This is a genomic window from Bradyrhizobium sp. 192 (genome assembly GCF_023100965.1).
Lineage (GTDB): Bacteria > Pseudomonadota > Alphaproteobacteria > Rhizobiales > Xanthobacteraceae > Bradyrhizobium > Bradyrhizobium symbiodeficiens.
Window position 1 is genome coordinate 6,891,286 of record NZ_CP064690.1, and the last position, 23,298, is coordinate 6,914,583.

The window sequence follows — 23,298 nt, forward strand, 5'->3', positions numbered from 1 at the left end:
AGGTTCCAGCTTCCCCTCCCCAGCCTTACCCCCCTCAGCCTTACGGCCATCCATGTCCTCCATCATTTCCGTCGCCAATCTGTCGAAGACCTATGGGTCCGGCTTCAAGGCGCTCAAGAACGTCAATCTCGACATCAAGCGCGGCGAGATTTTTGCGCTGCTCGGCCCCAATGGCGCCGGCAAGACCACGCTGATCTCGATCATCTGCGGCATCGCCAATCCCAGCGAAGGCCAGGTTTTGGTCGGTGGCGAGAACATCCAGACCTCCTACCGCAAGGCGCGCTCGCTGATCGGCCTGGTGCCGCAGGAATTGCATACCGACGCCTTCGAGAGCGTGTGGGCGACGGTGAGCTTCTCCCGCGGCCTGTTCGGCAAGCCGAAGAACCCCGGTCATATCGAGAAGGTGCTGAAGGACCTCTCGCTCTGGGACAAGAAGGACAACAAGATCATCACGCTCTCCGGCGGCATGAAGCGCCGCGTGATGATTGCCAAGGCGCTGTCGCACGAGCCGCAGATCCTGTTCCTGGACGAGCCCACCGCCGGCGTCGACGTCGAGCTGCGCAAGGGCATGTGGGAGGTGGTGCGCACGCTGCAGCAATCCGGCGTCACCATCATCCTCACCACGCATTACATCGAGGAAGCCGAGGAGATGGCCGATCGCATCGGCATCATCAACAAGGGTGAGATCGTGCTGATCGAGGACAAGGCGAGCTTGATGCAGAAGCTCGGCAAGAAGCGGCTGACGCTGCATCTGCAGGGCAAGCTGGACGCGCTGCCGGAGAGCCTCGGCCACTATGAGCTCGAGCTCTGCGACAACGGGGCGACGCTGGTCTACGACTACGACACCAAGGGGGAGCGCACCGGCATCACCAGCCTGCTCAGCGACCTCCGCAACGCTAACATCCGCTTCAACGATCTCGACACGACGCAATCGTCGCTCGAGGACATCTTCGTCGACCTCGTGAGGACGCCATGAACCATCGCGCTGTCCGCGCCATCTATCTGTTCGAAATGGCGCGCACCTGGCGCACGCTGCTGCAAAGCATCGTCTCGCCGGTGGTCTCGACCTCGCTCTATTTCGTAGTGTTCGGCGCTGCGATCGGCTCGCGCATCAGCCAGGTCGAGGGCGTCAGCTATGGCACCTTTATCGTGCCGGGCCTGATCATGCTCTCGGTGCTGACCCAGAGCATCGCCAACGCCTCGTTCGGCATCTACTTCCCGAAATTCACCGGCACCATCTACGAGATCCTGTCGGCGCCGATCTCCTATGTCGAGATCGTGCTGGGCTATGTCGGCGCCGCCGCGACCAAGTCGATCATCCTGGGTCTGATCATCCTGGCGACCGCCGGCCTTTTCGTGCCGCTGCACATCCACCATCCGGTCTGGATGTTGGCCTTCCTGGTGCTGACGGCGGTGACGTTCAGCCTGTTCGGTTTCATCATCGGCATATGGGCCGACGGCTTCGAAAAGCTGCAGATGATCCCGATGCTGGTGGTGACGCCGCTGACCTTCCTCGGCGGCAGCTTCTATTCCATCGACATGCTGCCGCCCACCTGGCGCACGGTGGCGCTGCTCAACCCGGTCGTCTATCTGATCTCCGGCTTCCGCTGGAGTTTCTACGAGATTGCGGACGTCAGCATGTCCGTCAGCATCGGCATGACGCTGGCGTTCCTGGTGATCTGTCTCGTCGTGATCTGGTGGATTTTCCGGACCGGGTATCGACTGAAGAATTGAGCCGTCGTTCCGGGGCTCACCGATAACAATGGAAGCGGTGGTAGCCGTCGTAATAGCCGCGGCAGCGGTGACGGTAATGACGGTGGGGAATGCCCAGCACACCCTCGACCGCGCCAACGGCACCGCCGACACCGGCACCGACGACGCCTCCGACCGCACCGCCCACGGGGCCGCCAATCCGGTTGCCCTCGTGAGAGCCTTCCTGAGCACCGCGGATGATGCCCTGGGCATGGCCGGCCTGCGGCAGCACCGACAGCGCGAGCAGGATGGCGGCGGCTGCGAACGCCAGGCGGACGAGCAAACCGGCCGGCGACGGCGCGGCGGCGATACGTACTTTGTTCATATTCGATCCCAAAGGCTGAAATGGCGGCGAGCGCCGCCTGTCGAGGCAGGGATCATCAACGCACCGGACGGCGGAATGGTTGCGTCTTTGTGACGAATTGTCGACGTCGTGAACGGGTCGCCGCTCGCGAAAATGTCAGCGCCGCTGCGCGCTGAGGGGGACAAAGCGGCCTTGCTTAGATCAGGCATCACGTTAACGATGGGCGGGCAGGCCGCTGGAACGAAAGCCGGATTGCAGGCATATTGCACGCCGGGGACGGAGAGCCGCGGCGCCTAGCGTGAACAGGCCGGAGGCCAGGATTCAAATGCGTTTCCAGATGCGTTCATTTTTCATCGCTTTCACCTCCCTGATGCTTTTGAGCGCAGGCAGCGCGCAGGCCAAGGTCGAGATCACCGTCGACAAGGACAATCAGCAGATGACCGTCGCGGTCGATGGCGTCGCGCGGTATCACTGGCCGGTATCGACCGGCATCCCCTCGCGCGAGACACCGAACGGCTCCTTCCGCACCTTCCGCATGGAAGAGGATCACTACTCCAAGGAATTCGACGACGCACCAATGCCGCACGCGATCTTCTTCACTAAGGTCGGCCACGCCATCCATGGCACGGACTCGGTCGGCCGTCTCGGCTCGCCGGCGTCCCATGGCTGCGTGCGGCTGTCGCGCCAGAACGCCTCGACGCTCTATGCGCTGGTACAGCAGCAAGGCGTGCTCAACACCACGGTGACGCTGACCGGCTCGGCGCAGGTGGCGCTGGCGCGCAATCCGCGCGGCCGCACCAACAATGCAATCGCCCGCGCGCCGCAGCAGCCTGTCGAAGAGCAGTACGCGACGACCGGCGATCCCGTGAACCTGACGCCGCCGCAGCAGCCCGCCCGTCGCTACATGCCGCAGGACGACAATTACATCTATCCCGCCGACGGCAGCGACACCGGCGCCCGCTATCCGGCGCCGCGCCCGATCACGCGGCCCTATGGCGCGCAGGCCTATCAGCAATTGCCGCAGCCAACCTACGACCAGGGCTACGGCCAGCAGGGCACCTACTACTATCAGCCGCAGCCGCGGCAGGTTTACCAGCCGCGCGGCTATTACTACCAGAACTGACGCAATCTGAATCTGAGGGGCGCCGTCAGCCGCCCTCGCCCACCAGCACGAACGGCGCCCACACGGCAGGATCGGCGTTGCGGGACGACGACCGGTCGGCAATCAAGGCCTTCATCGACCGGCGCAACGCTTCGGCGCGGCCGATGCCGGGATGCGCGGCGAGCTCCGAGAAGGCCCCCGTGGTCAGCCGCACGGCTGCATCTGAATCGACCGGCCAATGCGAGACAAGAAGCGCTCGCGCGCCGGCATAGAAGAACGCGCGCGCAAGGCCCGACAGGCCCTCGGCGCCAGGCTTGTCGCCGGCTGCCGTGTTGCAGGCCGAAAGCACCGCCCAGTCGGCATCCAGTTTGAGTTTTGCGATGCGGCTTGCCGTGAGCAGACCGTCATCGTCGCTGGTCGGCTTGTCCGGCAGCGTCAGCACGAGCGCAGGCTCGCTGAGACCGCTGACCTCGCCGGCGACGAGGCCGTGGGTGGCAAAATCGACGACACGGTATTGATCGAGCGGCAGAGCGCTCACGCTGGTTACGGTTGCGGCTGAGCCGAGCTTGACGTCGTCCTGCGGCGAGGCGCCGAGCGCACGCGCCACGGCCTGGAGCTCGCCCGAGGTTTCCGGCAGCGAAGGCAGCCCTGTGCGCAGGCGCTCGATATCGACGGAAGTACCGTCATAGTAGCTCTCGTACGGCTGCACGTTGCGTCCCGCGCGCTTGTCGCTCGAACGTCGCAACACCGGATCGCCAAATCCGATGAACGGTTTTTGCGCGCGTGAGTCCCTGGCAAAGCTGCGCAGCGCGCGCAGGCTCGGCACCGATGGTAGCACCGTGATGGCGCGCTCATTGAGCAGCCACGCCGCCTGCCGAAAGCGGTCGGCAGACGCCGTGTCGGGCTGCTTCGTCACCAGCACATGAAACGGCAGGCTGGTGAGCGCACCGGCCGGGACGACCAGCAGTTTTGGCTTGCCGGTGATGTCGGCCGATATCGGGCCGAACAGCACATTGTAGAGTTCGAAGGACGCATCGAGGTCGAATGACGATTGGGCTGCCTCGGGATTGGCGAGCCCGAGCCGGAGATGGGCAACACGATCGCCGATCTCGCGGCTGCCGAGCGCGATCTGACGCAGCGCGCTTGCCTCACGCGTCACCGCCAAGGCGTAGGTCCTGTCACCGCGCACGATGAACGCCACCAGAGCCTCGTCGGGCTTCAGCAGCCCCTGCGTTTGCGCGATGGACAGCGGTTGCGGATTGGACAATTCAGCATAGGCCGGAAAGCTGCGGTCGAGCTGGGCCGAGACGTCTTCGAGCGATTTTCGCGTTTGAGCGGTCTGCGCGCGCAGGTTGGCGATCAGTGCGTCGTTGCGCTTGCCGTCCGCCTGCCCGAGCTCGGACGTCACGCGCTTTTCGAGCGTTTCGAGGCTCGCTTTCAGATCCTGCTGCCGCCTCACCAGTCCGGCGATCGCGTCATTGCCGGCGCCGAACCGGGCCGCCATCTGCGACAGCGCCGCACCCGCGCTGGTCTCGTGCGCGCGCTGAGCGGCGCCGAAGGCTTCGTCCTTCGCGGCATTGTCCGGCTTGCCGTCGGAGACGCGCCAGATCGCATCGATCAGCCAGGGATCGAGCTCGGGAAAACGGACGAACTGCGTATTCTTCTCTGCGTTCAGCGCGGCGGCAGCGAGTCGCAGCCGCGCGAGGGCATCCGGCCACTTGCCCTCGCGGCGATCGGCGTCGGCCAGGTTGATCATCGTGGCGATGGAATCGCGATGCCGGGGCCCGAGCCGGGCCTGCGCGATCGCAAGGGCGCGGTCGAGCCGGCCGCGTGCCTCGGTCATGTTGCCGGTCCTGAGGTCGAGCAGCGCGACGGCCCGCAGGTCCTTGACGAGTTGCGGATGCGTGGCACCGAGTACGCGCTCGTCGATCTCGAGGCAACGCAGCAGAAGCCGTCTCGCCTCATCGACCTGGCCAGCGTCCATCAGGGCTTGCCCGAGCGAACCGGCGGCAAGCGCGGTCGGGCCGCTGCCTTCACCGAACTTGCGCTCAATGACGGCGAGCGAGCGGCGGTAGAGACCGAGGGCCTGTTCGTTACGCCCGAGGTCCGAATAGCTGTTGGCCAGATTGTTCAGCGCGCGGCCGACATCCGGGCTATCGGCGCCAAAGGACTTTTCATAGATCGCGAGCACCCGCTCCTGCAGACCGGCCGCTGCCTCGTGCTTGCCCTGCGCTGAAAAGGCGTTGGCGAGATTGTTCAGCCCGATAGCCGTGGTCGGATGGTTCGGACCGTAGATGCGCTCGTAGGCCTGCAGCGTCTGCTGATAGAGTTTCTCCGCCTCCGCATAACGCGCCTCGTGCTCAAGCACGGTTGCGAGGTTGCCGGTGCTGGCCGCGACGTTCGGATGGGTCTCGCCGCGTCGCGCCCGCGTGATCGCGAGCGAGCGCCGCATCGACGCCTCCGCCTCGGCCAGACGGCCGGCATCCAGATAGAGGTTGCCGAGATCGTTGAGTATCTTGTCGTAGTTCATCGTTGTCTCGGCGTCTCTGCCAAAACTGAGATCGAGCAGGTCAAGCCCTTGTTTCAGCATGCGCTCGCCGTCGTCGAAGCGACCGAGCAGGCCGTAGGCGTCTCCGAGATCGTCCAGCGCGGAGGCGACGTCGACGGGCGGCGCGTTGGCGGCTTGCAGGGCGATGAGTGCCCGCTCGAAATAGCCGGTGGCCTCCGCAAGATTCTCCTTGTCGCGCGCGAGCCCGCCGAGCGCCGACAGCGTCCCGGCGAGCCTACCGTCATTGGCGCCGAAAGCGCTGGTGCCGAGCGCGAGCGCCCGCTCGGCGACCGTGGTCGCCTCTGTCCGGCGCTCGAGCATGCCGAGCGATCCGACCAGGATGTTCGAGGTCCGCAGCGTGGAGACGACGTCGTTGTTACGCAGCTTGATGCCGAGCGCCGCGTTGAGCTTCTCGATCGCTTCCGGGAAACGGCCGAGATTGTGCAGATACATGCCTTCGTTGTGGAGCACCCCGGCATAATTCATATTGTCGGCGCCCTGCCGGCGGCGCACCAGGATTTCAAGCTTCTGGGCCGCGGCCAGCCCCTCGGCCCAGCGGCCGGCCTGCGTGGCCGCGTTCATCTGCACGACCAACGAATCGAAATCATTGCCGCGCTGGGCGAAGGCCGGTCCGGACAACAGAGCCACAACCAGACATGCGACAAACAAGCGGGCGCGGTTCATGCGAAAATCCCGTCACGCGCGTCAAATGGCAATTTCAGCGGGCCAGGAGCATGAGTACATACCCACCGGCCGGACGCAACCCAGGCCGGAGCCTGGAGTTTCAACAAGCGGCAAGCCTATAGAATTGGCGCTGGGCGCAAAATGCGTTTGAATGCCCAGCTTTCCACCGACCTTGTTTCCACTGACCTTTGGGACTGTGATGACATCACGCGCCGTGACAATTCTGACCGTGTTGTCATTTCTCATCGCGAGAGAGGCCATGGCATATGACCCGGTTTTCGATATCGAGGCGCATCGCGGCGGACGGGCGCTGCTGCCCGAGAATACCCTGCCGGCCTTTGCCAACGCGCTGACGATGGGCGTGGACACGCTGGAGCTCGACGTCGGGGTGACCGCCGACGGCGAGGTCGTCGTATCGCATGAACGCGGTCTCAATCCCGATCTCGCGCGGGATGTGCGTGGCGCCTATGTGCCGCCGCCCGGGCCCCCTTTCGTGACGCTCAAGCTGGCTGATGTCAGGAGCTATGACGTCGGCCAGATCCGGCCGGACAGTTCTTATGCGAAGCAATTCCCCGATCAGCACACCATACCGGGGACACGCATTCCCACGCTGAAGGAATTGTTTGCGCTGGTGCGTAAGTCCGGCAACACGCGCGTGCGTTTCAACATCGAGACCAAGATCGATCCGAACCATCCGGACGAGACGCTCGATCCGCAAGTCTTCGTCGCAAAATTGCTCGGGTTGATCGAAGCCGAGGGATTTTCAAACCGCGTCTTGATCCAGTCGTTCGACTGGCGGGCCCTGTTGCTGGTCCAGCAACAGGCACCCAAAATTCCGACCGTGTACCTGACGCTGCAGCGAGGCTCGGGCCAGACAGTCGCGCTGGACAAGCCCACCAACTGGACGGCGGGCTTCAGCCCGGCCGATCACGGCGGCTCGCTGCCGCGGACGATCAAGGCGGCGGGCGGTGCGATCTGGTCGCCCTATTTCGGAGACGTGACCGCGGCACTCATCGCGGAAGCCCACGAGCTCGGCTTGCGCGTCGTGGTGTGGACGGTCAACAAGCGCGAAGACATGGCGCGGATGATGGAGCTCCGCGTCGACGGGATCATTTCCGACCGGCCCGACCTGCTGCGCGAGGTTGCCGGCGAGAAGGGCATCACGCTGCCGGCGGGGACGCCGGTCGCGCCGTAACTCCAGTCTCGTGCCGCCCTACTCCCCATTCTTCAAACGCCGGTACAAAGCGCCAAGGATGTTGGAATAGTCGTCGGTCCAGACCCGCACCCTGTCGTCGGCTTCGGTCTGCTCCCAGACCTTGGAGGATGCGAGCCTGCCGACATCGGTCTCCTCGCGCGCGGAGATGACGACGTCGGTCGAGAAGATGTAATCGCCATCGCGCCCGGAATCCTCGTTGAAGACCCAGCTCTTGAGATCGTTGGCGTCGGCAATGCCGACCACGACGGTCTCGAGATCGAGATGCCGGTTGGAGACGTGCATCACCACGGCACCGTGCGGAGCCAGCTTGTCCTTGTAGATCTTCATCGCCTCTTCGGTGGCGAGATGGATCGGGATCGCATCCGACGAATAGGCATCGACGATGATGAGGTCGTAGGCGCCGTCGGGCTCCTTTGCGAAGGTGAGGCGCGCATCGCCGATCACCGGCTTCATGTCCGGCAGGCAGCTCGATATGTAGCGGAAATTCCTGGGGTCACGCGCGGCATCCACCATCAATTGGTCGATCTCGAAGAATTTCCAGTCCTCGCCGGGTTCGGCGGCGCAGGCGAGCGTACCCGATCCAACGCCGATCGCGGCGACCTTGAGCGGCGAGCCCTTGCGCTCGCGGATCGCGCTGACGGCCTGACCGATGCCGCCGTCCTTTTGATAATAGGTGATCGGCTCGGGCCGGCCGGTGACCGGCGTGCCGTCACTGTTGCGGAAGCGTTCGGCGCCGTGAATGGTGGTGCCGTGCATCAGCACGTGGAAATAGCCGCCTGGCGTCACCACGATCTTGTGCACGCCGAAGAAGCTGCGCACCGTCGTGACCCGGCCCTCGTCCGCCGGATAGACCCGAATCAACGCCAGCGCGAGCGCGACGGTGGCGAAGATCTTCCAGCGACCGGCATTGAGCGACAATGCGAGCAGCGCAGCGAGCACGCCCACGGCGCCGGCGACCCAGACGCGGTGATCCTCCAGCCAGGTCGAGGGGCTGCCAGTGGTATAGGACGGCGCAACCAGCGCCACCGCGAGCGCGGCGAGCACCAGCCAATACCATTTGACGACACCTGCGAGACGCTCGTTCGCGGACGGCCGGCACAGCGCGGCAAACGCGATCAGGATCGGGTATTCGGCGATCCACGAGAAGGTGAAGGGAGCAACGAGGCCGGCAAAGAGACCGCCGACCATGCCGCCGAACGACAGCGCGACGTAGAAACCGGTGAGATATCTGGCCGCCGGCCGGGTCCGCGCCAGTTCGCCGTGACAGGCCATGGCGATGATGAAGAAGCATAATTGGTGACCACCGAGTGTCAGCAGCAAATTCTGCTCGCCGCCGAACGCGAGCAGGACGATGACGCCCGCGATCGCGACCGGCTGCAGCATCAGCATCCATTTGTGCGGCAGCAGCGGCCGCGACTGGAACACCACGACCCAGGTGAGCAGATACAGCGACAGCGGCAGCACCCAGAGCAGCGGCGCTGCTGCGACGTCGGTCGAGATGTGCGCGGTGACCGCGATGAGAAGTCCCGAGGGCACCGCGGCAAGGAAGATCCAGCGCAGCCGCGTCACGATATCAGGCGCCGGCGCATTGGCGTCCTCGGTCCGCGCGTCGACCATTGCGAGCTTCGGCGAGCGCAACAACAGCACGCCGCAGGCGGCGATCAGGAGGATCAACAGGCCATAGAAGCCGGTCCAGAGCCGGTTCTGCGCATGCAGCGTGAACATCGGCTCAAGCAGGAACGGATAGGACAACAGCGCGAGAAAGCTGCCGATGTTGGAGGAGGCATAGAGGAAATAGGGGTCGTGTCCGGCGGGATGACCGGTGCGGACGAACCAGGCCTGCAGCAGCGGATTGTTGGCGGCGAGCGCGAAGAACGGCAGGCCGATCGAAACCACGAACAGACCGAGCAACCAGAACGCATAGCCCGACGCCGGCGGCTCGCCATAGGCGGAGGCAATACCGAGCGGAAGCGTCACGAAGGCAGCGATCAGCAGCACCAGATGCACCGCGATCGGAACGATGCGGTTCCTCGCCTGCATCAACAGATGGGCATAGGCGTAGCCTGCCAGCAATAGCGACTGGAAGAACACCATCGCCACCGACCACACTGCCGGCGAGCCGCCGAGCCGCGGCAGCACCATCTTCGTGAACAGCGGCTGCACCGAGAACAGCAGCAGCGCGCTGACGAAGATCGCGGCGGTGTAGACCGTCAGCACCAGCCGGTTGCGCGTCGAGGACGGCTGCTCCGTGGCGGCGGGTTGCACGATCGAATCCATGGAAGCTCCGGCTCAAAACCCGGCGGGCGCCGGATGCGCGCAATGGAGCACAAGGCGTCTGAACGGGCAATAAAGGGCGTCGTGATGTTGCAGCGAGGATTGCTTGATATAGAGATGTGGTTCCAGGCCATGCGAAGCATCGAACCCGGACCCTCGAGATTCCGGGTTCTCGCTTCGCGAGCCCCGGAGAGACAGCACACTGGGCCTTGCATTTCATGACCGAAACCGACGTCCTCATCATCGGCGCTGGCCATAACGGCCTCACCTGTGCCGCCTATCTCGCGAGCGCGGGCCTGCGCGTGCGGGTGGTCGAGCGCCGCAAGGTGGTCGGCGGGGCCGCGGTCACGGAGGAGTTTCACCCGGGTTTCCGCAATTCGGTCGCGGCCTATACCGTGAGTTTGCTCAATCCGCAGGTGGTCCGCGACCTCGGCCTCGCGGAACAGGGCCTGCGGATCGTCGAACGGCGCGCCCAGAATTTTCTGCCCGCAACCGACGGCAGCTATCTCCTCACCGGCGAGGGACGGACGAAAGCATCCGTCGCGCGGCTGAGCGCGCATGACGCAGCCGCGCTCGACGGGTTTTCGCGCGAGCTGGAAGACATCGCCGACGTGCTCAGGCAATTCGTGCTGCGCGCGCCGCCGAATCTCGTCGACGGCTTTGGCGCAGCGGCGTTGCGCGAAGGCGTCAACGCCTGGAAGAGCGCCAACATCCTGCGTGGCCTCACGCTGGAACAGAGCCGCAGCCTGCTCGATCTCTTCACCCGCTCCGCCGGCGAGATGCTGGACGAACGCTTCGAGCATGATCTGGTCAAGGCGCTGTTCGGCTTCGATGCCATCGTCGGCAACTATGCCAGCCCTTACGCCGCCGGCTCGGCCTACGTGATGCTGCATCACGCCTTCGGCGAGGTGAACGGCAAGAAGGGCGTCTGGGGCCACGCCATCGGCGGCATGGGCGCGATCACGCAGGCGATGGCGCGCGCGGCACGCGACCGCGGCGTCGTGATCGAAACCGATGCCGGCGTCCGCGAGGTCATCGTCGAGCGCGACCGCGCCGTCGGCGTCGTGCTGGAGAACGGCACGGCCATCCGCGCCAAATATGTCGCGGCCAATGTCAATCCAAAGCTGCTCTACACGCGGCTGGTCGCAGCCGACGCTCTTCCTGCGGACTTCCTCGCCCGCATCCGGCACTGGAAGAACGGCTCCGGCACCTTCCGGATGAACGTTGCGCTGGATCGCCTGCCCTCGTTCACGGCGCTGCCGGGCGAGGGCGATCATCTCAGCTCCGGCATCATCCTGGCGCCAAGCCTCGGCTACATGGACCGCGCCTGGCTCGATGCGCGGGCGCAGGGCTGGAGCCGGGAGCCGGTCGTCGAGATGCTGATCCCCTCGACGCTCGACGACACGCTGGCCCCAGCTGGAAAGCACGTCGCCAGCCTGTTCTGCCAGCACGTCGCGCCGGAGCTTCCCGACGGACGATCGTGGGATGACCATCGCGACGAAGTCGCCGATCTCATGATCGCGACGGTGGACAGATACGCGCCGGGTTTTGCGGCGAGCGTGCTGGGCCGCCAGATCCTGTCCCCGCTCGACCTCGAACGGCAGTTCGGGCTGCTGGGAGGCGACATCTTCCATGGCGCGCTGACCTTGAACCAGCTGTTCTCGGCGCGCCCGATGCTGGGCCATGCCGATTATCGCGGACCGCTCAGGGGCCTCTACCATTGCGGCTCCGGCGCCCATCCCGGCGGCGGCGTCACCGGCGCTCCCGGCCATAACGCCGCGCAGGCGATCTTGAGGGATCACCGGTCGCTGTTCAAAACGCGTGGATAGGTCTGTGGATGAGCTGTGGACTGGCTGTTGAGTGGCCTGTGGTCAGACCGAGGATATGTGGGCCAGAACGTCGGGACCGAACTTGGGGAAAGCCGGTGGAAAATCGGCAGGACAATCGCTGGAAAAGCGGGTGGATGGCGTCCCGGCAAGCGATGGACAATTTGTGAAATCGACCGGGAACGGTCGCCCCAGAACGACCTCGCCCGCCAGGGGAAAACCCCTCGCGGGCGGTGATCAGGAATAGCCTTTGAAGAAAACAGCCCCCGCTGGGAAATGGAGGCGGAAATTACTTCAAGGAGGTGCTAATCGACGTGAACTTGTCGTTCAGGGTGACGCCCAGGCTGTTCACCACGGTGATGATCGCCAAAGCGATCCCTGCGGCAATCAGGCCGTACTCGATCGCGGTTGCACCGGACTCGTCCGACCAGAACTTTTGAACCATGCGCTTCAAGACTCGCCTCCGTTACAATTCCAAGCTGTGTTGGTTGGTTTCAACATCCGAAAATGTACGAGACACAACCTACAGCCCGGTTAATCCGGGAACCGCAACTTATGCGGAAAATTGGCGACGAAAGTTCCAAAAATTGAACTCAACGGAACCCTGAATGCAGCCTTCTCCTACTCATCGCGCCAGCTTTTCGATCGGCAGCGAGGCCGACGCGAGGCGCGTCGTCGACGTGCTCACCGAGGTGTTTTTCGACGGTGATGCGGCGGTTGCCGCCTTCGAACGGCCTGACGGACCATGGGACGTCACGCTCCATTTTGCGGATGCGCCGGACCAAGCCTGGCTGCGCGAACTCGTTGTAAATTCGGCGGGAAATGAGATCGCCGCGACGCTCGCCTTCGACATCATCGAGGCCAAGGACTGGGTCAAGGCCAGCCTGGAAGATCTCGTCCCGGTCCCGGCCGGGCGCTTCGTTGTGCACGGTAGCCATGACCGCGACCGTGTGGCGCCGAACAAGCTCGCGATCGAGATCGAGGCGGCGCTCGCCTTCGGCACCGGGCACCACGGAACCACGCGTGGCTGTTTACTGCTGCTTGACCATGTCCTGAAGAGTTCCCGACCGCGGAACCTGCTCGACCTCGGCACCGGAACCGGCGTCCTTGGCATCGCGGCGGCGAAAGCGCTGCATCGCGCGGTGCTCGCCTCCGACATCGACCCGCCGTCGGTGCGGGTGGCGGCCGAGAACGCGGTGCTGAACGAGGTCGGCAACCAGGTCCGGGTGATCCGCGCCACCGGCTTCGCCGCGCCGGATTTCGGAAAGGCCGGCCCGTTCGACTTGGTGCTGGCTAATATCCTCGCCAACCCGCTCAGGCAGTTGGCGGGCCCGATGGCGCGGCATCTCGCGCCCGGCGCACGCGTCATCCTCTCCGGCCTGTTGACGCACCAGGCCCCCGCCGTGATCGCCGCCTATCGCGCCCGCGGCCTCGTGCCGGTGAAGCATCTGCGGATCGAGGGGTGGAGCAGCCTGTTGCTGCGGAAGATGGGGTGAGCGAGGTGTCGTAGGGTGGGCAAAGCGAAAGCGTGCCCACCATGTTCATCTGCAATCGCGGATCGATGGTGGGCACGGCGCTTCGCCTTTGTCCACCCTTACGAGATCATCAATGCCGCTACTCCGCTGCCTTCTCGTCCCGCTGCGGTGTGCGTTCGCCCCGCAAGGCGCGCCTCGCGCGGCGCTCTGCGATACGCTCGATCATCTGGCTGATGACGCCGCGCGGCTTCTCCGGCGCCGCCGCAGTCGGAGCGCGGCGCACCGGGGGCGTAATCTTCTCAAACGTGAACGCTGGCATCGTGTGTCCCCTCGCCGTTGAGATGAACCACCTGCTCGAATTTCTCTGTTATCGGGACGAAGCGCAACTGCTGCATCCTTTACTCCACTCAATTCGAATGGAACTTATTCAAGCACAGTCTGTGCCAGATGCGACCTCAAATGCGTCTACATTGCGGACCGGTCGCCATGATCCTAAAGTAGTCCACCATGTTCGAAGCACACTTCCAGACATTCGAGGAGCCGGAGGCCGGCGTCGCATTGACGGCGCGGCTGGCCGCACTTCGCGAAGAACTCGCCCGTCGCAAGCTGACCGGCTTCGTGATCCCGCGCGCCGATCAGCAGCAGAACGAATATGTGCCGCCGTCGGAAGAACGGCTGGCCTGGCTGACCGGTTTCACGGGCTCGGCGGGCCTCGCGGTGGTGCTGATCCAGGAGGCCGCATTGTTCGTCGACGGCCGCTACACGCTTCAGGCCGCCAAGCAGGTCGATGCCAAGGCCTGGGCCGTGGAATCCCTGATCGACCCACCGCCGGAGAGCTGGGTGTCGGCGCATCTGAAAGCGGGCGACCGCCTCGGATTCGATCCATGGCTGCACACTTTTGCGGCAGCCGAGCGCCTGTCCGCCGCCTGCGCCAAGGCCGGCGCCGAGTTGGTCGCCGTCGAAAGCAATCCCATCGACGCAGTCTGGCAGGACCGCCCGCAGCCGCCGTTCGCCCCCGTCGCCGTACACAGCCTGCAGAATGCCGGCGTCACTGAAACCGAGAAGCTGACGCAGATCAGGGCCGAAATCGGCAAGCTCGGCGCCGACGCGCTGGTGCTGTCGGACAGCCACGCGGTGGCCTGGACCTTCAACATCCGCGGCGCCGACGTCGCCCATACTCCGCTGCCGCTGTCTTACGCGCTGGTGCCGAAGGGGGGACGGCCGACCATCTTCATCGACCACCGCAAACTCTCCAATCTGACGCGCGACCATCTCGAGCAGTCCGCCGACGTGCGCGAGCCCGATGCGATGGCGCCGACACTGATGGCGCTCGCCAAGGGCGGCAGATCGATTGCACTCGACAGTGCCACCGCGGCCGACGCGCTCAGCCGGTTGATCGCGGGCGCCGGCGGCAAGCCGGTGCGCGGCAGCGATCCGATCGCGCTGCTCAAGGCGGTCAAGAACGCGACCGAGATCAAGGGCACGAAGACCGCCCATGTGCGTGACGCCGTGGCGCTGGCGCGCTTCCTCGCCTTCATCGACCGAGAGGCCGCGAGCGGCAAGCTCACAGAGATCGACGCGGTCGAGGCGCTGGAGACATTCCGCCGTGATACCGGCGCCTTGAAGGACGTCTCGTTCCCGACAATCTCCGGCGCTGGCCCGAACGGCGCCATCGTGCACTATCGCGTCACCCGCAAGAGCAACCGGCGGATCGCGCCCGGCGACCTCCTGTTGATCGATTCCGGCGCGCAATACGAAGACGGCACTACGGACGTCACCCGGACCATGGCGGTGGGCGAGCCGACCGACGAGATGCGCGACCGCTTCACCCGCGTGCTGCGCGGCCATATCGCGATCGCGCGCGCCGTCTTTCCGGACGGCGCCACGGGCGCGCAGCTCGACACGCTGGCGCGGCAATATCTCTGGGCCGCCGGCGTCGATTTCGAGCACGGCACCGGTCACGGCGTCGGCAGCTATCTCTCGGTGCACGAGGGGCCGGCACGGATCTCGAAGCTCGGGACCACGCCGCTGAAGCGCGGCATGATCCTCTCCAACGAGCCTGGCTACTACAAGACCGACGGTTTCGGCATCCGCATCGAGAACCTCGAACTGGTGGTCGCCGCCGACATCCAGGGCGCCGAGAAGCCGATGAACGCGTTCGAGACGCTGACCTTGGCGCCGATCGACCGCCGGCTGATCGATGTCGCGATGCTGGGCCGCGACGAGCTGGACTGGCTCGATGCCTACCATGCACGCGTCCGCGCCGAGGTGCGGCCGGCGCTGGATGAGGCGACGCAGGCCTGGCTCGATCAGGCCACCGCGGAGCTGAAGCGGTAAGGTCGCCCCGCCGCAACGCGCACGCAAGGCGTGTTCGGGGAGGGCGCGGCGTACTGGATGCCACGCCTCCGCGGATGCCCTCATCATAACCGTCCCAAAATCCGTATAGCCGCATTCCGAAACGCCGATATCCGTCTTGCGCGAGCGCGCTACAGTCGATTCGAATTCGAAAGACGGACCCGCATGCACGGCATCATCAGCAAGCCGCCGAAAGGCGCGAGCGACCTCGCAACGTCGCGCGGGGTGCTGCTGCTGCTTGTCGTCATGACCGGGATCGCCCCGATCTCGTTGTACATTTTGGTTCCGGCGCTGCCGGTGCTCGCGACCAATTTCGGCAGCGACATCTCGATCGCGCAGATGACGGTGTCGCTCTACATGGTCGGCATCGCGCTGTCGCAGCTCATCATGGGACCGCTGTCGGACCGGTTCGGGCGGCGTCCGGTGCTGCTCGGAGGGCTGGCGCTGATGGTCGTGGCGAGCGTCGGCTGCATCTTCGCCGAGACCCTGCCGCAATTGATTGCCGCACGCTTTTTCCAGGCGCTCGGCGGCGCCTCCGGCATGGTGATCAGCCGCGCCATCATTCGCGACATTTACGAGCGCGACCGCGTCGCCTCCATGATCAGCCTCGTGGTCGCGGCGCTGATGATCGGCCAGATGGTGTCGCCACTCACCGGCGGTCTGATCGAGACGGCGTTCGGCTGGCGCGCGATCTTCTACGCCGTCACGGTCGCTGCGATCGTCGTCGCCGTCGGCATCGCCATCGCGCTGCCGGAGACACGGCGCAGCCGCGCCGTGGGCAGCGGCTTCCGTGGCGACGTCGGCATCCTGATCAAGAGCCGCGCCTTCGTCGGCTATGTGATGTGCCAGGTGCTGGCCTCGCAGATCATCTTCACCTTCGCAGGCGGCGGCCCCTACATCGTGGTGACGCAGATGGGCCGGACCACCGCCGAATACGGTGCCTGGTTCGCGACCACCGGCTTCGCCTACCTCGTCGGCAATCTGCTTTGCGTACGTTTCGCGCCGCGGCATTCGCTGGAAAAGCTGATCTGGTTCGGGCTCGCCCTGCAACTCTGCGGCAGCCTCCTGAATCTGATGTGGAGCTTCACCGGCTGGAACGAAGCGCCCGCCTGGCTGTTCGGCACGCAGATGATCGTGATGGTCGGCAATGCCTTCGTGATGGCGAATTCCGCGGCCGGCGCGATCAGCATCCGCCCCGAAGCCGCGGGAGCGGCGTCGGGCGCCATGGGCTTTCTGCAACAGGGGATCGGCGCGCTGATGTCGCAATTCGGCGCCTATCTCGGCGGCCACTCAGCCACGACGTTGCCGCTGACCTCGGCCGTCGTTGCCATCTCGCTGCTCTGTGCCTGCATGATGATCTTCGTCGTCCCCCGCCGCGAAGTGGTGGTGAGCGAGACGCTGATCGAGCGGGCCGAGGAGGAAGAGGGCGGGATGATGTAGCTGTCGCTGGACGCGAGGGCCATCGCGACATACTCGATGTCATCCGCCGCGAAGGCGGGGGATCCAGTACGCCGCGGCTTCTCCGTATCTCGCGCTGTCTCTGGAATACTGGATTCCCCGCCTTCGCGGGGAATGACAACGGAATGAGAGGCGCGAGCGCGAGTCCCTCACTCTCCGATCAGCTTCAGCCACTCGTCTTCCGTCAGCACCTTGACGCCGTGCTTGTTGGCTTCCGCGAGCTTCGAGCCCGCGCCGGGGCCGGCGACGACGAGATCGGTCTTCTTCGACACCGAGCCCGAGACCTTTGCGCCCAGCCGTTCGGCCGTCGCCTTCGCCTCGTCGCGCGTCATCTTTTCCAGCGAGCCCGTGAACACCACGGTCTTGCCGGCGACGGCCGAATTGCTCTTCGGCTTCTCGGCGTCGACGATCTCGACCTCCCTGGTCAGCCGCTCGACGATGCCGCGATTGTGGCTCTCGCCGAAATAATCGGCGATGCTCTTGATCACGGTGTCGCCGATCTGGTCGAGCGCGTCCATCTCCGCCATCGCCTCCTCGTCGCCCTTGGCGACCTTGAGGCAGGCGTCGTGGAAGGCGCCCCAGGAGCCGTAGCCGCGCGCCAGCGCCAGCGCCGTGGTCTCGCCGACATGACGCATGCCGAGCGCATAGATGAAGCGCTCCAGCGCGATCTTGCGCCGGCCCTCGATGGCGCCGAAAAGGTTGCGCACCGAGGTCGCGCCGTAGCCCTCGACCTCTTCGAGCTTCAGCTTCGCGTTGCGCTTCTCCAGCGTGAAGATGTCGGCGGGCTCCTTGACCCATCCCTGGTCGAAGAAATACTGCAGCTGCTTCTCCCCGAGACCGTCGATGTCGAAGGCGCGGCGCGACACGAACAGCTTGAGATGCTCGATCTTCTGATAGGGGCAGGCGAACTCGCCGGTGCAGCGGGCGCGGGATTCCTCTTCGCCGGCGGCGGTCTCGCCGCGCACGACGTCGGTGTGCAGCGGGCACGGGCACTTCTTCGGGAAGTGATATTCCCTGGCGCTCTTCGGCCGCTTGTCGAGGACGACGTCGACCACCTGCGGGATGACGTCGCCGGCGCGCTGGATCACGACGGTATCGCCGATCCTGATGTCCCGCCCCTCTCGCAGCACCTCGCCCTTGTTGCCGATGCCCTTGATGTAATCCTCGTTGTGCAGCGTGACGTTCTGCACGATCACGCCGCCGACGCCGACCGGCTCCAGCTTGCCGACGGGCGTGAACGAGCCGGTACGGCCGACCTGGATCTCGATGTCGCGCAGCACCGTCATGGCCCGCTCGGCCGGGAATTTATGCGCGATCGCCCAGCGCGGCGTGCGCGAGACGAAGCCGAGACGCTCCTGCCAGTCGATGCGATCGACCTTGTAAACGACGCCGTCGATGTCGTAATCGAGCTCGGCGCGCTCTTCCTCGATGCTCTGATGGAACGCGATCAGCTCCTCGACGGAGTGGCATAGCTTGGTAAGCGGATTGGTCTTGAAGCCGCAGCGCTCGAACCAGCCGATCATGCCGCTCTGCGTCGCTGCCGGCATCGCGCTCATCTCGCCCCAGGCATAGGCGAAGAAGCCGAGGGGACGCGAGGCGGTGATGGTCGGATCCTTCTGCCGCAGCGAGCCGGCGGCCGAATTGCGCGGATTGGCGAAGATGGTGTCACCGGCTGCCTTCTGCCGCTCGTTGAGCGCGAGAAACGCCTTCTTGGTCATGTAGACCTCGCCGCGCACCTCGCAGATGTCGGGGATGTTCCGCCCCTCCAGTTTCTGCGGCACGTCCTCGAGGGTGCGGATGTTGGCGGTGACATCCTCGCCGACCGCACCGTCCCCGCGCGTCGCCGCGGTCACCAGCTCACCGCCCTCGTAGCGCAGCGACATCGAGAGGCCATCGATCTTCGGCTCGGCGGAAAAATCGACCTTGTCGTCGTCGAGCTTCAGGAAGCGCATGATGCGGCCGACGAAGTCGCGCACGTCCTCTTCCGCAAAGGCGTTGTCGAGCGACAGCATCGGAACGGAATGCCCGACTTTCCTGAAGCGGCCTGACGGCGCCGCGCCGACCTTCTGTGAGGGCGAGTCCGCGCTGACGAATTCAGGAAAGCGCTTCTCGATGGCGTTGAAGCGCTGGCGCAGCGCGTCGTACTCCGCGTCGGTGACGGTGGGCGCGTCCTCCTGATAGTAGCGCTCGTTATGTCCCTCGATCTCGAGCGCCAGCCGCATGTGCTCGACCTTGGCCTGGGCCTTGGTGAGGTCGGCGACGTCGCGAAGCGGTGTTGCTTTGGATTTTGCTGCTCTGGCCATGATGCTTGGATACGACGGAGCGGGCGGAAGGGTAAAGGCAGGTTGGGCTGTTTGTTCCCCGGATGCTGTCAGCACGAGGCGGCATTGTGGGTCCCGGCTCGCGCTGCGCGCATCCGGGACACGAAACCTAGCTCGCCGCCTTGAGCAGCCGGTCCGCGGCTGCCCTCGCCTCCGCCGTGATTTCGGCTCCGGCCAGCATGCGGGCGATTTCCTCGCGGCGGTGGTCGGCGGCCAATGCATTGACGCGGGTGGCGACGCGCTTGCCCTTGTCGAGGGCGTCCTTGGAGATCAGCAAATGCAGGTCGGCGCGGGCGGCAACCTGCGGGGCGTGGGTCACGGCCATCACCTGCACCTTGCCGGCAAGCCGCGCCAGGCGCCCGCCGATGGCATCGGCGACCGCACCGCCCACGCCGGTGTCGATCTCGTCGAACACCAGCGTCGGCGCCGAGCCGCGGTCGGACAGCACCACCTTGAGCGCCAGCAGGAAGCGCGACAGTTCGCCGCCGGAGGCGACCTTCATCATCGGTCCTGGCTTGGTGCCCGGATTGGTCTGCACCCAGAACTCGACGCGGTCAAAGCCTTGCGGGCCTGGCGTCGCCTCGTCGGTCGCGACCTGGGTCATGAACTTGGCGCGTTCGAGCTTGAGCGGCGCCAGCTCGGCGTTGACCGCCTTGTTGAGCTTCTCGGCCGATTTCTGCCGCGCCAGCGACAGCTTCTTGGCGGCGGCGGCATAGCGGCCATCTGCCTCGATCGCGGCCTGCTCCAGCTTCTTCAGCCGCGAGGCGCCGGCATCTATCAGCACGACGTCGGCGGCGTATTTCGCGGCCAGCGCGGCGAGCCCGTCGACCGGCGTCGAATATTTGCGCGAGGCTGCGCGAAGTGCGAACAGGCGCTCCTCGATGCGTTCGAGCTCGGCCGGATCGAAATCGGTCGCGGCGAGTGCCGCCTGGAGATGCTGGTCGGCCTCCTCCAGCGCGTTGATCGCCGCGTCGATCGCCTTCACGGCGGGCTCGACCAGCGCCGGCGAATTGACGCCACGGCGTTCCAGCCGGCGTACGGCCGCCGACAGCGTCGAGACCGGCGAATGGTGGCCACCGACAGCCTCCTGCGCCTCGCGCAAATCGGAGGCGATCTTCTCGCCCTGCATCATGGTGGTGCGGCGGTTGGCCAGCGAGGTCTCCTCGCCGTCCTTGGGCGCGAGCTGCTTCAGCTCGGCGGAGGCGTGACGCAGATAGTCGGCCTCGCGCGCGGCGCGCTCCATGCCGGCGCGATGCTCCTCCAGCGCAGTATTGGCGTTGCGGCGTGCGTCCCAGAGCGTTTCGACCGCGGCGACATCCTTCTCCAGGCTGGCGAACGCGTCGAGCAGGCGGCGGTGGGTGGCGGCGTCGACCAGCGCGCGCTCGTCATGCTGGCCGTGGATCTCGACCAGGGCGGCGCCGACCGCCTTCAGCGTCTGCACGCTGATCGATTGGTCGTTGATGAAGGCCCGGGTGCGGCCGTCGGCGAGCTGCACGCGGCGGAGAATCATCTCGCAAGACTCTTCGACACTCGTGCCGTCCAGGCCGTTCCCGGCAAGGATTTTCGTCGCGGGGTGATTCTTGGGGACATCGAACACGGCAGTGACCTGCCCCTGCTCCGCGCCGTGGCGCACGAGGCCCGCATCGCCGCGGCCACCGAGTGCCAGCGCAAAGGCATCGAGCAGGATGGATTTGCCCGCACCGGTCTCGCCGGTCAAAACCACGAGGCCGGTGGCGAATTCGATATCGAGCCGTTCGATCAGGACGATGTCGCGGATCGATAGACGCGCCAGCATGGAACCAAATTTCCTAGCCGAGGCCCATCTTCTTGAAGGTCTTGCTGATCCAGGACCCCTGATTCTCGCTCGGCTCGAGACCGCCGGATTTTACAAGATTATAGGCGTCCTTGTACCAGCGGCTGTCAGGAAAATTGTGCCCAAGCACGGCCGCCGCGGTCTGCGCCTCGCCGACGATGCCGATCGCCATGTAGGCCTCGGTCAGCCGGAACAGCGCCTCCTCGACGTGGCGGGTGGTCTGGTACTGCGTGACGACGGTCTTGTAGCGGTTGATCGCCGCCGTGTAGTCGCGCTTCTGCGCGTAATAGCGGCCGGTATTCATTTCCTTGCCGGCAAGCTGGTCGCGCGCGCCCTCGATCTTGGCCTTGGCGGACGTCGCGTATTCCGAGTTCGGATATTTGCGCACCACCTCTTCCAGCGCGGCGATCGCCTTCTCGGTGCGGGCCTGGTCGCGGCTGACGTCCGGGATCTGGTCGTAATGGGAGGCCGCGATCAGATATTGCGCATAGGCTGCATCCGGGCTGCCGGGATGCAGCGTGACGTAACGCGTGGCGGCGCCGATGCAGCCGTCATAGTCGCCGCCCTGGTAGGACGCATAGGCGGACATCAGCAGCGATTTTCGGGCCCAGTCGGAATAAGGATGCTGGCGGTCGACCTCTTCGAACTTCTTGTTCGCCGCCTTCATGTCCTTCTTCTCGTTCATGAGGTACAGGCCCTCATTGTAGATCTTGTCAGCGGGCTCCTCGACGAAGGTGTCGTCCTTGGCGGTGAACTTGTCCCAGAGCGAGCCGGTGCCGCAGCCGGCCAGCGGCAGCGCGAGTATGATGAAGGTGGCGGCGTGAAGCAGCCCACGCGCTCGCGACGAGACCGAGAAATATCCGCGCGTCATACGCTGTGCCGACATGAATTGAAGCCCTGACGCCCTGTGATGCGGTGCCGCCGGCCCATGAACCCCGTCATGGGCGCGAAATGAAACCGTGGTGCCTGCCATGCGACCACGCCGGTGTATCCGAAAAGCGATCTTTAACCAAACGGATAGGCAGGCATTTCGCCCGGATTAAGGCGAACTTGCCGCAATGCTAGCCAATCATGGTTACCAGGGGTTTCCGGGACAAGCCGCTGCGTGAGGTCCGCGGCAATAGCTCTGTTCAGGACACGTCCGGCCCGTAAGCCGCAGCGATCCGGCCGCCGACGATACCGCGACCGACTTCGCCCACGGGACGCGTGGTACGACGAGCCGCCTCGCCCTCGACCACCCGCCAGGCGGTACGATCGGCAAGCAGCGCGGTCAGGACAGCATGGTTGAGCTTGTGGCCGCCACGCACCGAGCGATAGGCGCCAAGCAGCGGCAGGCCGGCCAGGGCGAGGTCGCCGATCACGTCCAGCACCTTGTGGCGGGCGCATTCATCGGCGTAGCGCAGGCCCTCGGTGTTGAGCAGCCGCTCGTCGTCGAACACGACGGTGTTGTCGAAGGAGGCGCCGAGGGCATAGCCCGCGCTCCAGAGCCGAGCGACGTCGCACATCAGACCGAAGGTCCGGGCCCGGCCGACTTCGCGGCGGAAACGCTCCGGATTGAGGTCGAAGGTGTAAGCCTGCTGGCCGATGACGGAATTGGTGAAATCGATCTCGACCTCGACGCAGAACCCGTTGGCGTAGGGCCTGATCTCGCCGAAGGAGTCGCCGATCTTGACCGAGATCGGCTTCAAAACCTGAATGAAGCGGCGCTGTGCCGGCTGGGTCACGATGCCGGCCTGGTCGATCGCCGCAATGAAGGCCGCGGCGCTGCCGTCCATGATCGGCACTTCGGGACCGTCGATTTCGATCGTGGCGTTGTCAACACCCATGCCCCGCAGTGCAGCAAGCACGTGCTCGGCTGTGGACACCAGCGGACCGTTGCGATCGCCGAGGACGGTGGCGAAATCGGTCGCGATCACCTGCTCGGCGGTCGCCTGAACTTCGCGATCACTTCCCTCGAGGCCGGTGCGGACAAAAACAAAACCCGCGTCGACTGGCGCAGGCCCAAGGGTGAGAGTGACGGGAAGACCGGAATGAACGCCCACGCCTGCCACGGAGGCTTGCGCACGAAGCGTTGTTTGCCGGCTAAATTTCATCAGGAACCCGCCCCACTACGACCCACTGCGACTTATACTCGACCCACTTGGCCGGCCACTGCCGACGCTCGCGAATC

17 protein-coding genes are annotated in these 23,298 nt (G+C 65.2%); 8 read left to right on the forward strand and 9 right to left on the reverse strand.

Annotation, left to right across the window (positions count from 1 at the left end; translation table 11 throughout):
- Nucleotides 1-52 precede the first annotated feature (52 nt).
- Both IVB24_RS32285 and IVB24_RS32290 read left to right on the forward strand, forming a co-directional pair.
- Nucleotides 53-976 (forward strand): ABC transporter ATP-binding protein, encoded by a 924-nt coding sequence (locus IVB24_RS32285; protein WP_094977365.1) that lies wholly within the window; start codon nucleotides 53-55, stop codon nucleotides 974-976.
- On the forward strand, nucleotides 973-1,734 hold the full coding sequence (locus IVB24_RS32290) for an ABC transporter permease (protein WP_094977364.1): 762 nt from the start codon (nucleotides 973-975) through the stop codon (nucleotides 1,732-1,734). Before IVB24_RS32285 ends, IVB24_RS32290 begins: the two co-directional genes overlap by 4 nt.
- Before the next feature lie 16 nt (nucleotides 1,735-1,750).
- Here the strand turns inward: IVB24_RS32290 and IVB24_RS32295 are convergent, their stop codons facing one another.
- On the reverse strand, nucleotides 1,751-2,077 hold the full coding sequence (locus tag IVB24_RS32295; RefSeq protein WP_247770426.1) for a hypothetical protein: 327 nt from the start codon (nucleotides 2,075-2,077) through the stop codon (nucleotides 1,751-1,753).
- 316 nt (nucleotides 2,078-2,393) lie between these two features.
- Between IVB24_RS32295 and IVB24_RS32300 the strand changes: the two genes are divergently transcribed.
- Nucleotides 2,394-3,179, forward strand: coding sequence for a L,D-transpeptidase (locus tag IVB24_RS32300; RefSeq protein ID WP_247770427.1), 786 nt, complete (start codon nucleotides 2,394-2,396; stop codon nucleotides 3,177-3,179).
- 25 nt (nucleotides 3,180-3,204) lie between these two features.
- Here IVB24_RS32300 and IVB24_RS32305 read toward each other — a convergent pair whose 3' ends face one another.
- Nucleotides 3,205-6,390: a CHAT domain-containing tetratricopeptide repeat protein gene (locus IVB24_RS32305; RefSeq protein ID WP_247770428.1), complete on the reverse strand. Its 3,186-nt coding sequence runs from the start codon at nucleotides 6,388-6,390 to the stop codon at nucleotides 3,205-3,207.
- A gap of 259 nt (nucleotides 6,391-6,649) precedes the next feature.
- Here IVB24_RS32305 and IVB24_RS32310 point away from each other — a divergent pair, with 259 nt between their 5' ends.
- Entirely contained in the window at nucleotides 6,650-7,585 is a 936-nt protein-coding gene (locus tag IVB24_RS32310; RefSeq protein WP_247770429.1) for a glycerophosphodiester phosphodiesterase, read from the forward strand.
- Between the two features lie 18 nt (nucleotides 7,586-7,603).
- Here the strand turns inward: IVB24_RS32310 and IVB24_RS32315 are convergent, their stop codons facing one another.
- The gene (locus IVB24_RS32315; protein WP_247770430.1) at nucleotides 7,604-9,883 is read right to left on the reverse strand and encodes a fused MFS/spermidine synthase; all 2,280 of its coding nucleotides are present in this window, start codon (nucleotides 9,881-9,883) and stop codon (nucleotides 7,604-7,606) included.
- A 215-nt stretch (nucleotides 9,884-10,098) separates the two neighbouring features.
- Between IVB24_RS32315 and IVB24_RS32320 the strand changes: the two genes are divergently transcribed.
- Nucleotides 10,099-11,709 (forward strand): NAD(P)/FAD-dependent oxidoreductase, encoded by a 1,611-nt coding sequence (locus tag IVB24_RS32320; protein ID WP_247770431.1) that lies wholly within the window; start codon nucleotides 10,099-10,101, stop codon nucleotides 11,707-11,709.
- Nucleotides 11,710-11,995: 286 nt separating this feature from the next.
- On the opposite strand, the gene IVB24_RS32325 is transcribed toward IVB24_RS32320, so the two are convergent.
- On the reverse strand, nucleotides 11,996-12,160 hold the full coding sequence (locus IVB24_RS32325; protein WP_162307686.1) for a Flp family type IVb pilin: 165 nt from the start codon (nucleotides 12,158-12,160) through the stop codon (nucleotides 11,996-11,998).
- A 154-nt stretch (nucleotides 12,161-12,314) separates the two neighbouring features.
- Between IVB24_RS32325 and IVB24_RS32330 the strand changes: the two genes are divergently transcribed.
- Nucleotides 12,315-13,202: a 50S ribosomal protein L11 methyltransferase gene (locus tag IVB24_RS32330; RefSeq protein WP_140480863.1), complete on the forward strand. Its 888-nt coding sequence runs from the start codon at nucleotides 12,315-12,317 to the stop codon at nucleotides 13,200-13,202.
- Between the two features lie 118 nt (nucleotides 13,203-13,320).
- Here the strand turns inward: IVB24_RS32330 and IVB24_RS32335 are convergent, their stop codons facing one another.
- Complete coding sequence (locus IVB24_RS32335; RefSeq protein ID WP_094977355.1) at nucleotides 13,321-13,500, reverse strand: hypothetical protein; 180 nt, start codon at nucleotides 13,498-13,500, stop codon at nucleotides 13,321-13,323.
- Nucleotides 13,501-13,688: 188 nt separating this feature from the next.
- Between IVB24_RS32335 and IVB24_RS32340 the strand changes: the two genes are divergently transcribed.
- Nucleotides 13,689-15,518 (forward strand): aminopeptidase P family protein, encoded by a 1,830-nt coding sequence (locus IVB24_RS32340; protein ID WP_247770432.1) that lies wholly within the window; start codon nucleotides 13,689-13,691, stop codon nucleotides 15,516-15,518.
- A gap of 183 nt (nucleotides 15,519-15,701) precedes the next feature.
- Nucleotides 15,702-16,976 (forward strand): multidrug effflux MFS transporter, encoded by a 1,275-nt coding sequence (locus IVB24_RS32345; protein ID WP_247770433.1) that lies wholly within the window; start codon nucleotides 15,702-15,704, stop codon nucleotides 16,974-16,976.
- A gap of 167 nt (nucleotides 16,977-17,143) precedes the next feature.
- Here the strand turns inward: IVB24_RS32345 and ligA are convergent, their stop codons facing one another.
- The 4 genes from ligA to lpxC all read right to left on the reverse strand — a co-directional run bounded on the left by ligA (nucleotide 17,144) and on the right by lpxC (nucleotide 23,221).
- The gene (gene ligA, locus IVB24_RS32350) at nucleotides 17,144-19,297 is read right to left on the reverse strand and encodes an NAD-dependent DNA ligase LigA (protein ID WP_247770434.1); all 2,154 of its coding nucleotides are present in this window, start codon (nucleotides 19,295-19,297) and stop codon (nucleotides 17,144-17,146) included.
- 127 nt (nucleotides 19,298-19,424) lie between these two features.
- On the reverse strand, nucleotides 19,425-21,110 hold the full coding sequence (gene recN / locus IVB24_RS32355) for a DNA repair protein RecN (RefSeq protein ID WP_247770435.1): 1,686 nt from the start codon (nucleotides 21,108-21,110) through the stop codon (nucleotides 19,425-19,427).
- Nucleotides 21,111-21,123: 13 nt separating this feature from the next.
- Nucleotides 21,124-22,014 carry an outer membrane protein assembly factor BamD gene (locus tag IVB24_RS32360; protein WP_094977351.1) on the reverse strand — a complete coding sequence of 297 codons (891 nt, stop codon included), beginning with the start codon at nucleotides 22,012-22,014 and terminating at the stop codon, nucleotides 21,124-21,126.
- 244 nt (nucleotides 22,015-22,258) lie between these two features.
- Entirely contained in the window at nucleotides 22,259-23,221 is a 963-nt protein-coding gene (gene lpxC / locus IVB24_RS32365) for a UDP-3-O-acyl-N-acetylglucosamine deacetylase (RefSeq protein ID WP_247770436.1), read from the reverse strand.
- Between the last annotated feature and the right edge of the window lie 77 nt (nucleotides 23,222-23,298).

Coding starts and splice junctions, on each gene's coding strand:
- IVB24_RS32290 (WP_094977364.1), top strand. CDS start 973: ATGAACCATCGCGCTGTCCGCGCCATCTATCTGTTCGAAATGGCGCGC.
- IVB24_RS32330 (WP_140480863.1), top strand. CDS start 12,315: ATGCAGCCTTCTCCTACTCATCGCGCCAGCTTTTCGATCGGCAGCGAG.
- IVB24_RS32305 (WP_247770428.1), bottom strand. CDS start 6,390: ATGAACCGCGCCCGCTTGTTTGTCGCATGTCTGGTTGTGGCTCTGTTG.
- IVB24_RS32300 (WP_247770427.1), top strand. CDS start 2,394: ATGCGTTCATTTTTCATCGCTTTCACCTCCCTGATGCTTTTGAGCGCA.
- IVB24_RS32360 (WP_094977351.1), bottom strand. CDS start 22,014: ATGTCGGCACAGCGTATGACGCGCGGATATTTCTCGGTCTCGTCGCGA.
- IVB24_RS32340 (WP_247770432.1), top strand. CDS start 13,689: ATGTTCGAAGCACACTTCCAGACATTCGAGGAGCCGGAGGCCGGCGTC.
- IVB24_RS32315 (WP_247770430.1), bottom strand. CDS start 9,883: ATGGATTCGATCGTGCAACCCGCCGCCACGGAGCAGCCGTCCTCGACG.
- IVB24_RS32345 (WP_247770433.1), top strand. CDS start 15,702: ATGCACGGCATCATCAGCAAGCCGCCGAAAGGCGCGAGCGACCTCGCA.
- IVB24_RS32285 (WP_094977365.1), top strand. CDS start 53: ATGTCCTCCATCATTTCCGTCGCCAATCTGTCGAAGACCTATGGGTCC.
- ligA (WP_247770434.1), bottom strand. CDS start 19,297: ATGGCCAGAGCAGCAAAATCCAAAGCAACACCGCTTCGCGACGTCGCC.
- IVB24_RS32320 (WP_247770431.1), top strand. CDS start 10,099: ATGACCGAAACCGACGTCCTCATCATCGGCGCTGGCCATAACGGCCTC.
- recN (WP_247770435.1), bottom strand. CDS start 21,110: ATGCTGGCGCGTCTATCGATCCGCGACATCGTCCTGATCGAACGGCTC.
- IVB24_RS32295 (WP_247770426.1), bottom strand. CDS start 2,077: ATGAACAAAGTACGTATCGCCGCCGCGCCGTCGCCGGCCGGTTTGCTC.
- lpxC (WP_247770436.1), bottom strand. CDS start 23,221: ATGAAATTTAGCCGGCAAACAACGCTTCGTGCGCAAGCCTCCGTGGCA.
- IVB24_RS32335 (WP_094977355.1), bottom strand. CDS start 13,500: ATGCCAGCGTTCACGTTTGAGAAGATTACGCCCCCGGTGCGCCGCGCT.
- IVB24_RS32310 (WP_247770429.1), top strand. CDS start 6,650: ATGGCATATGACCCGGTTTTCGATATCGAGGCGCATCGCGGCGGACGG.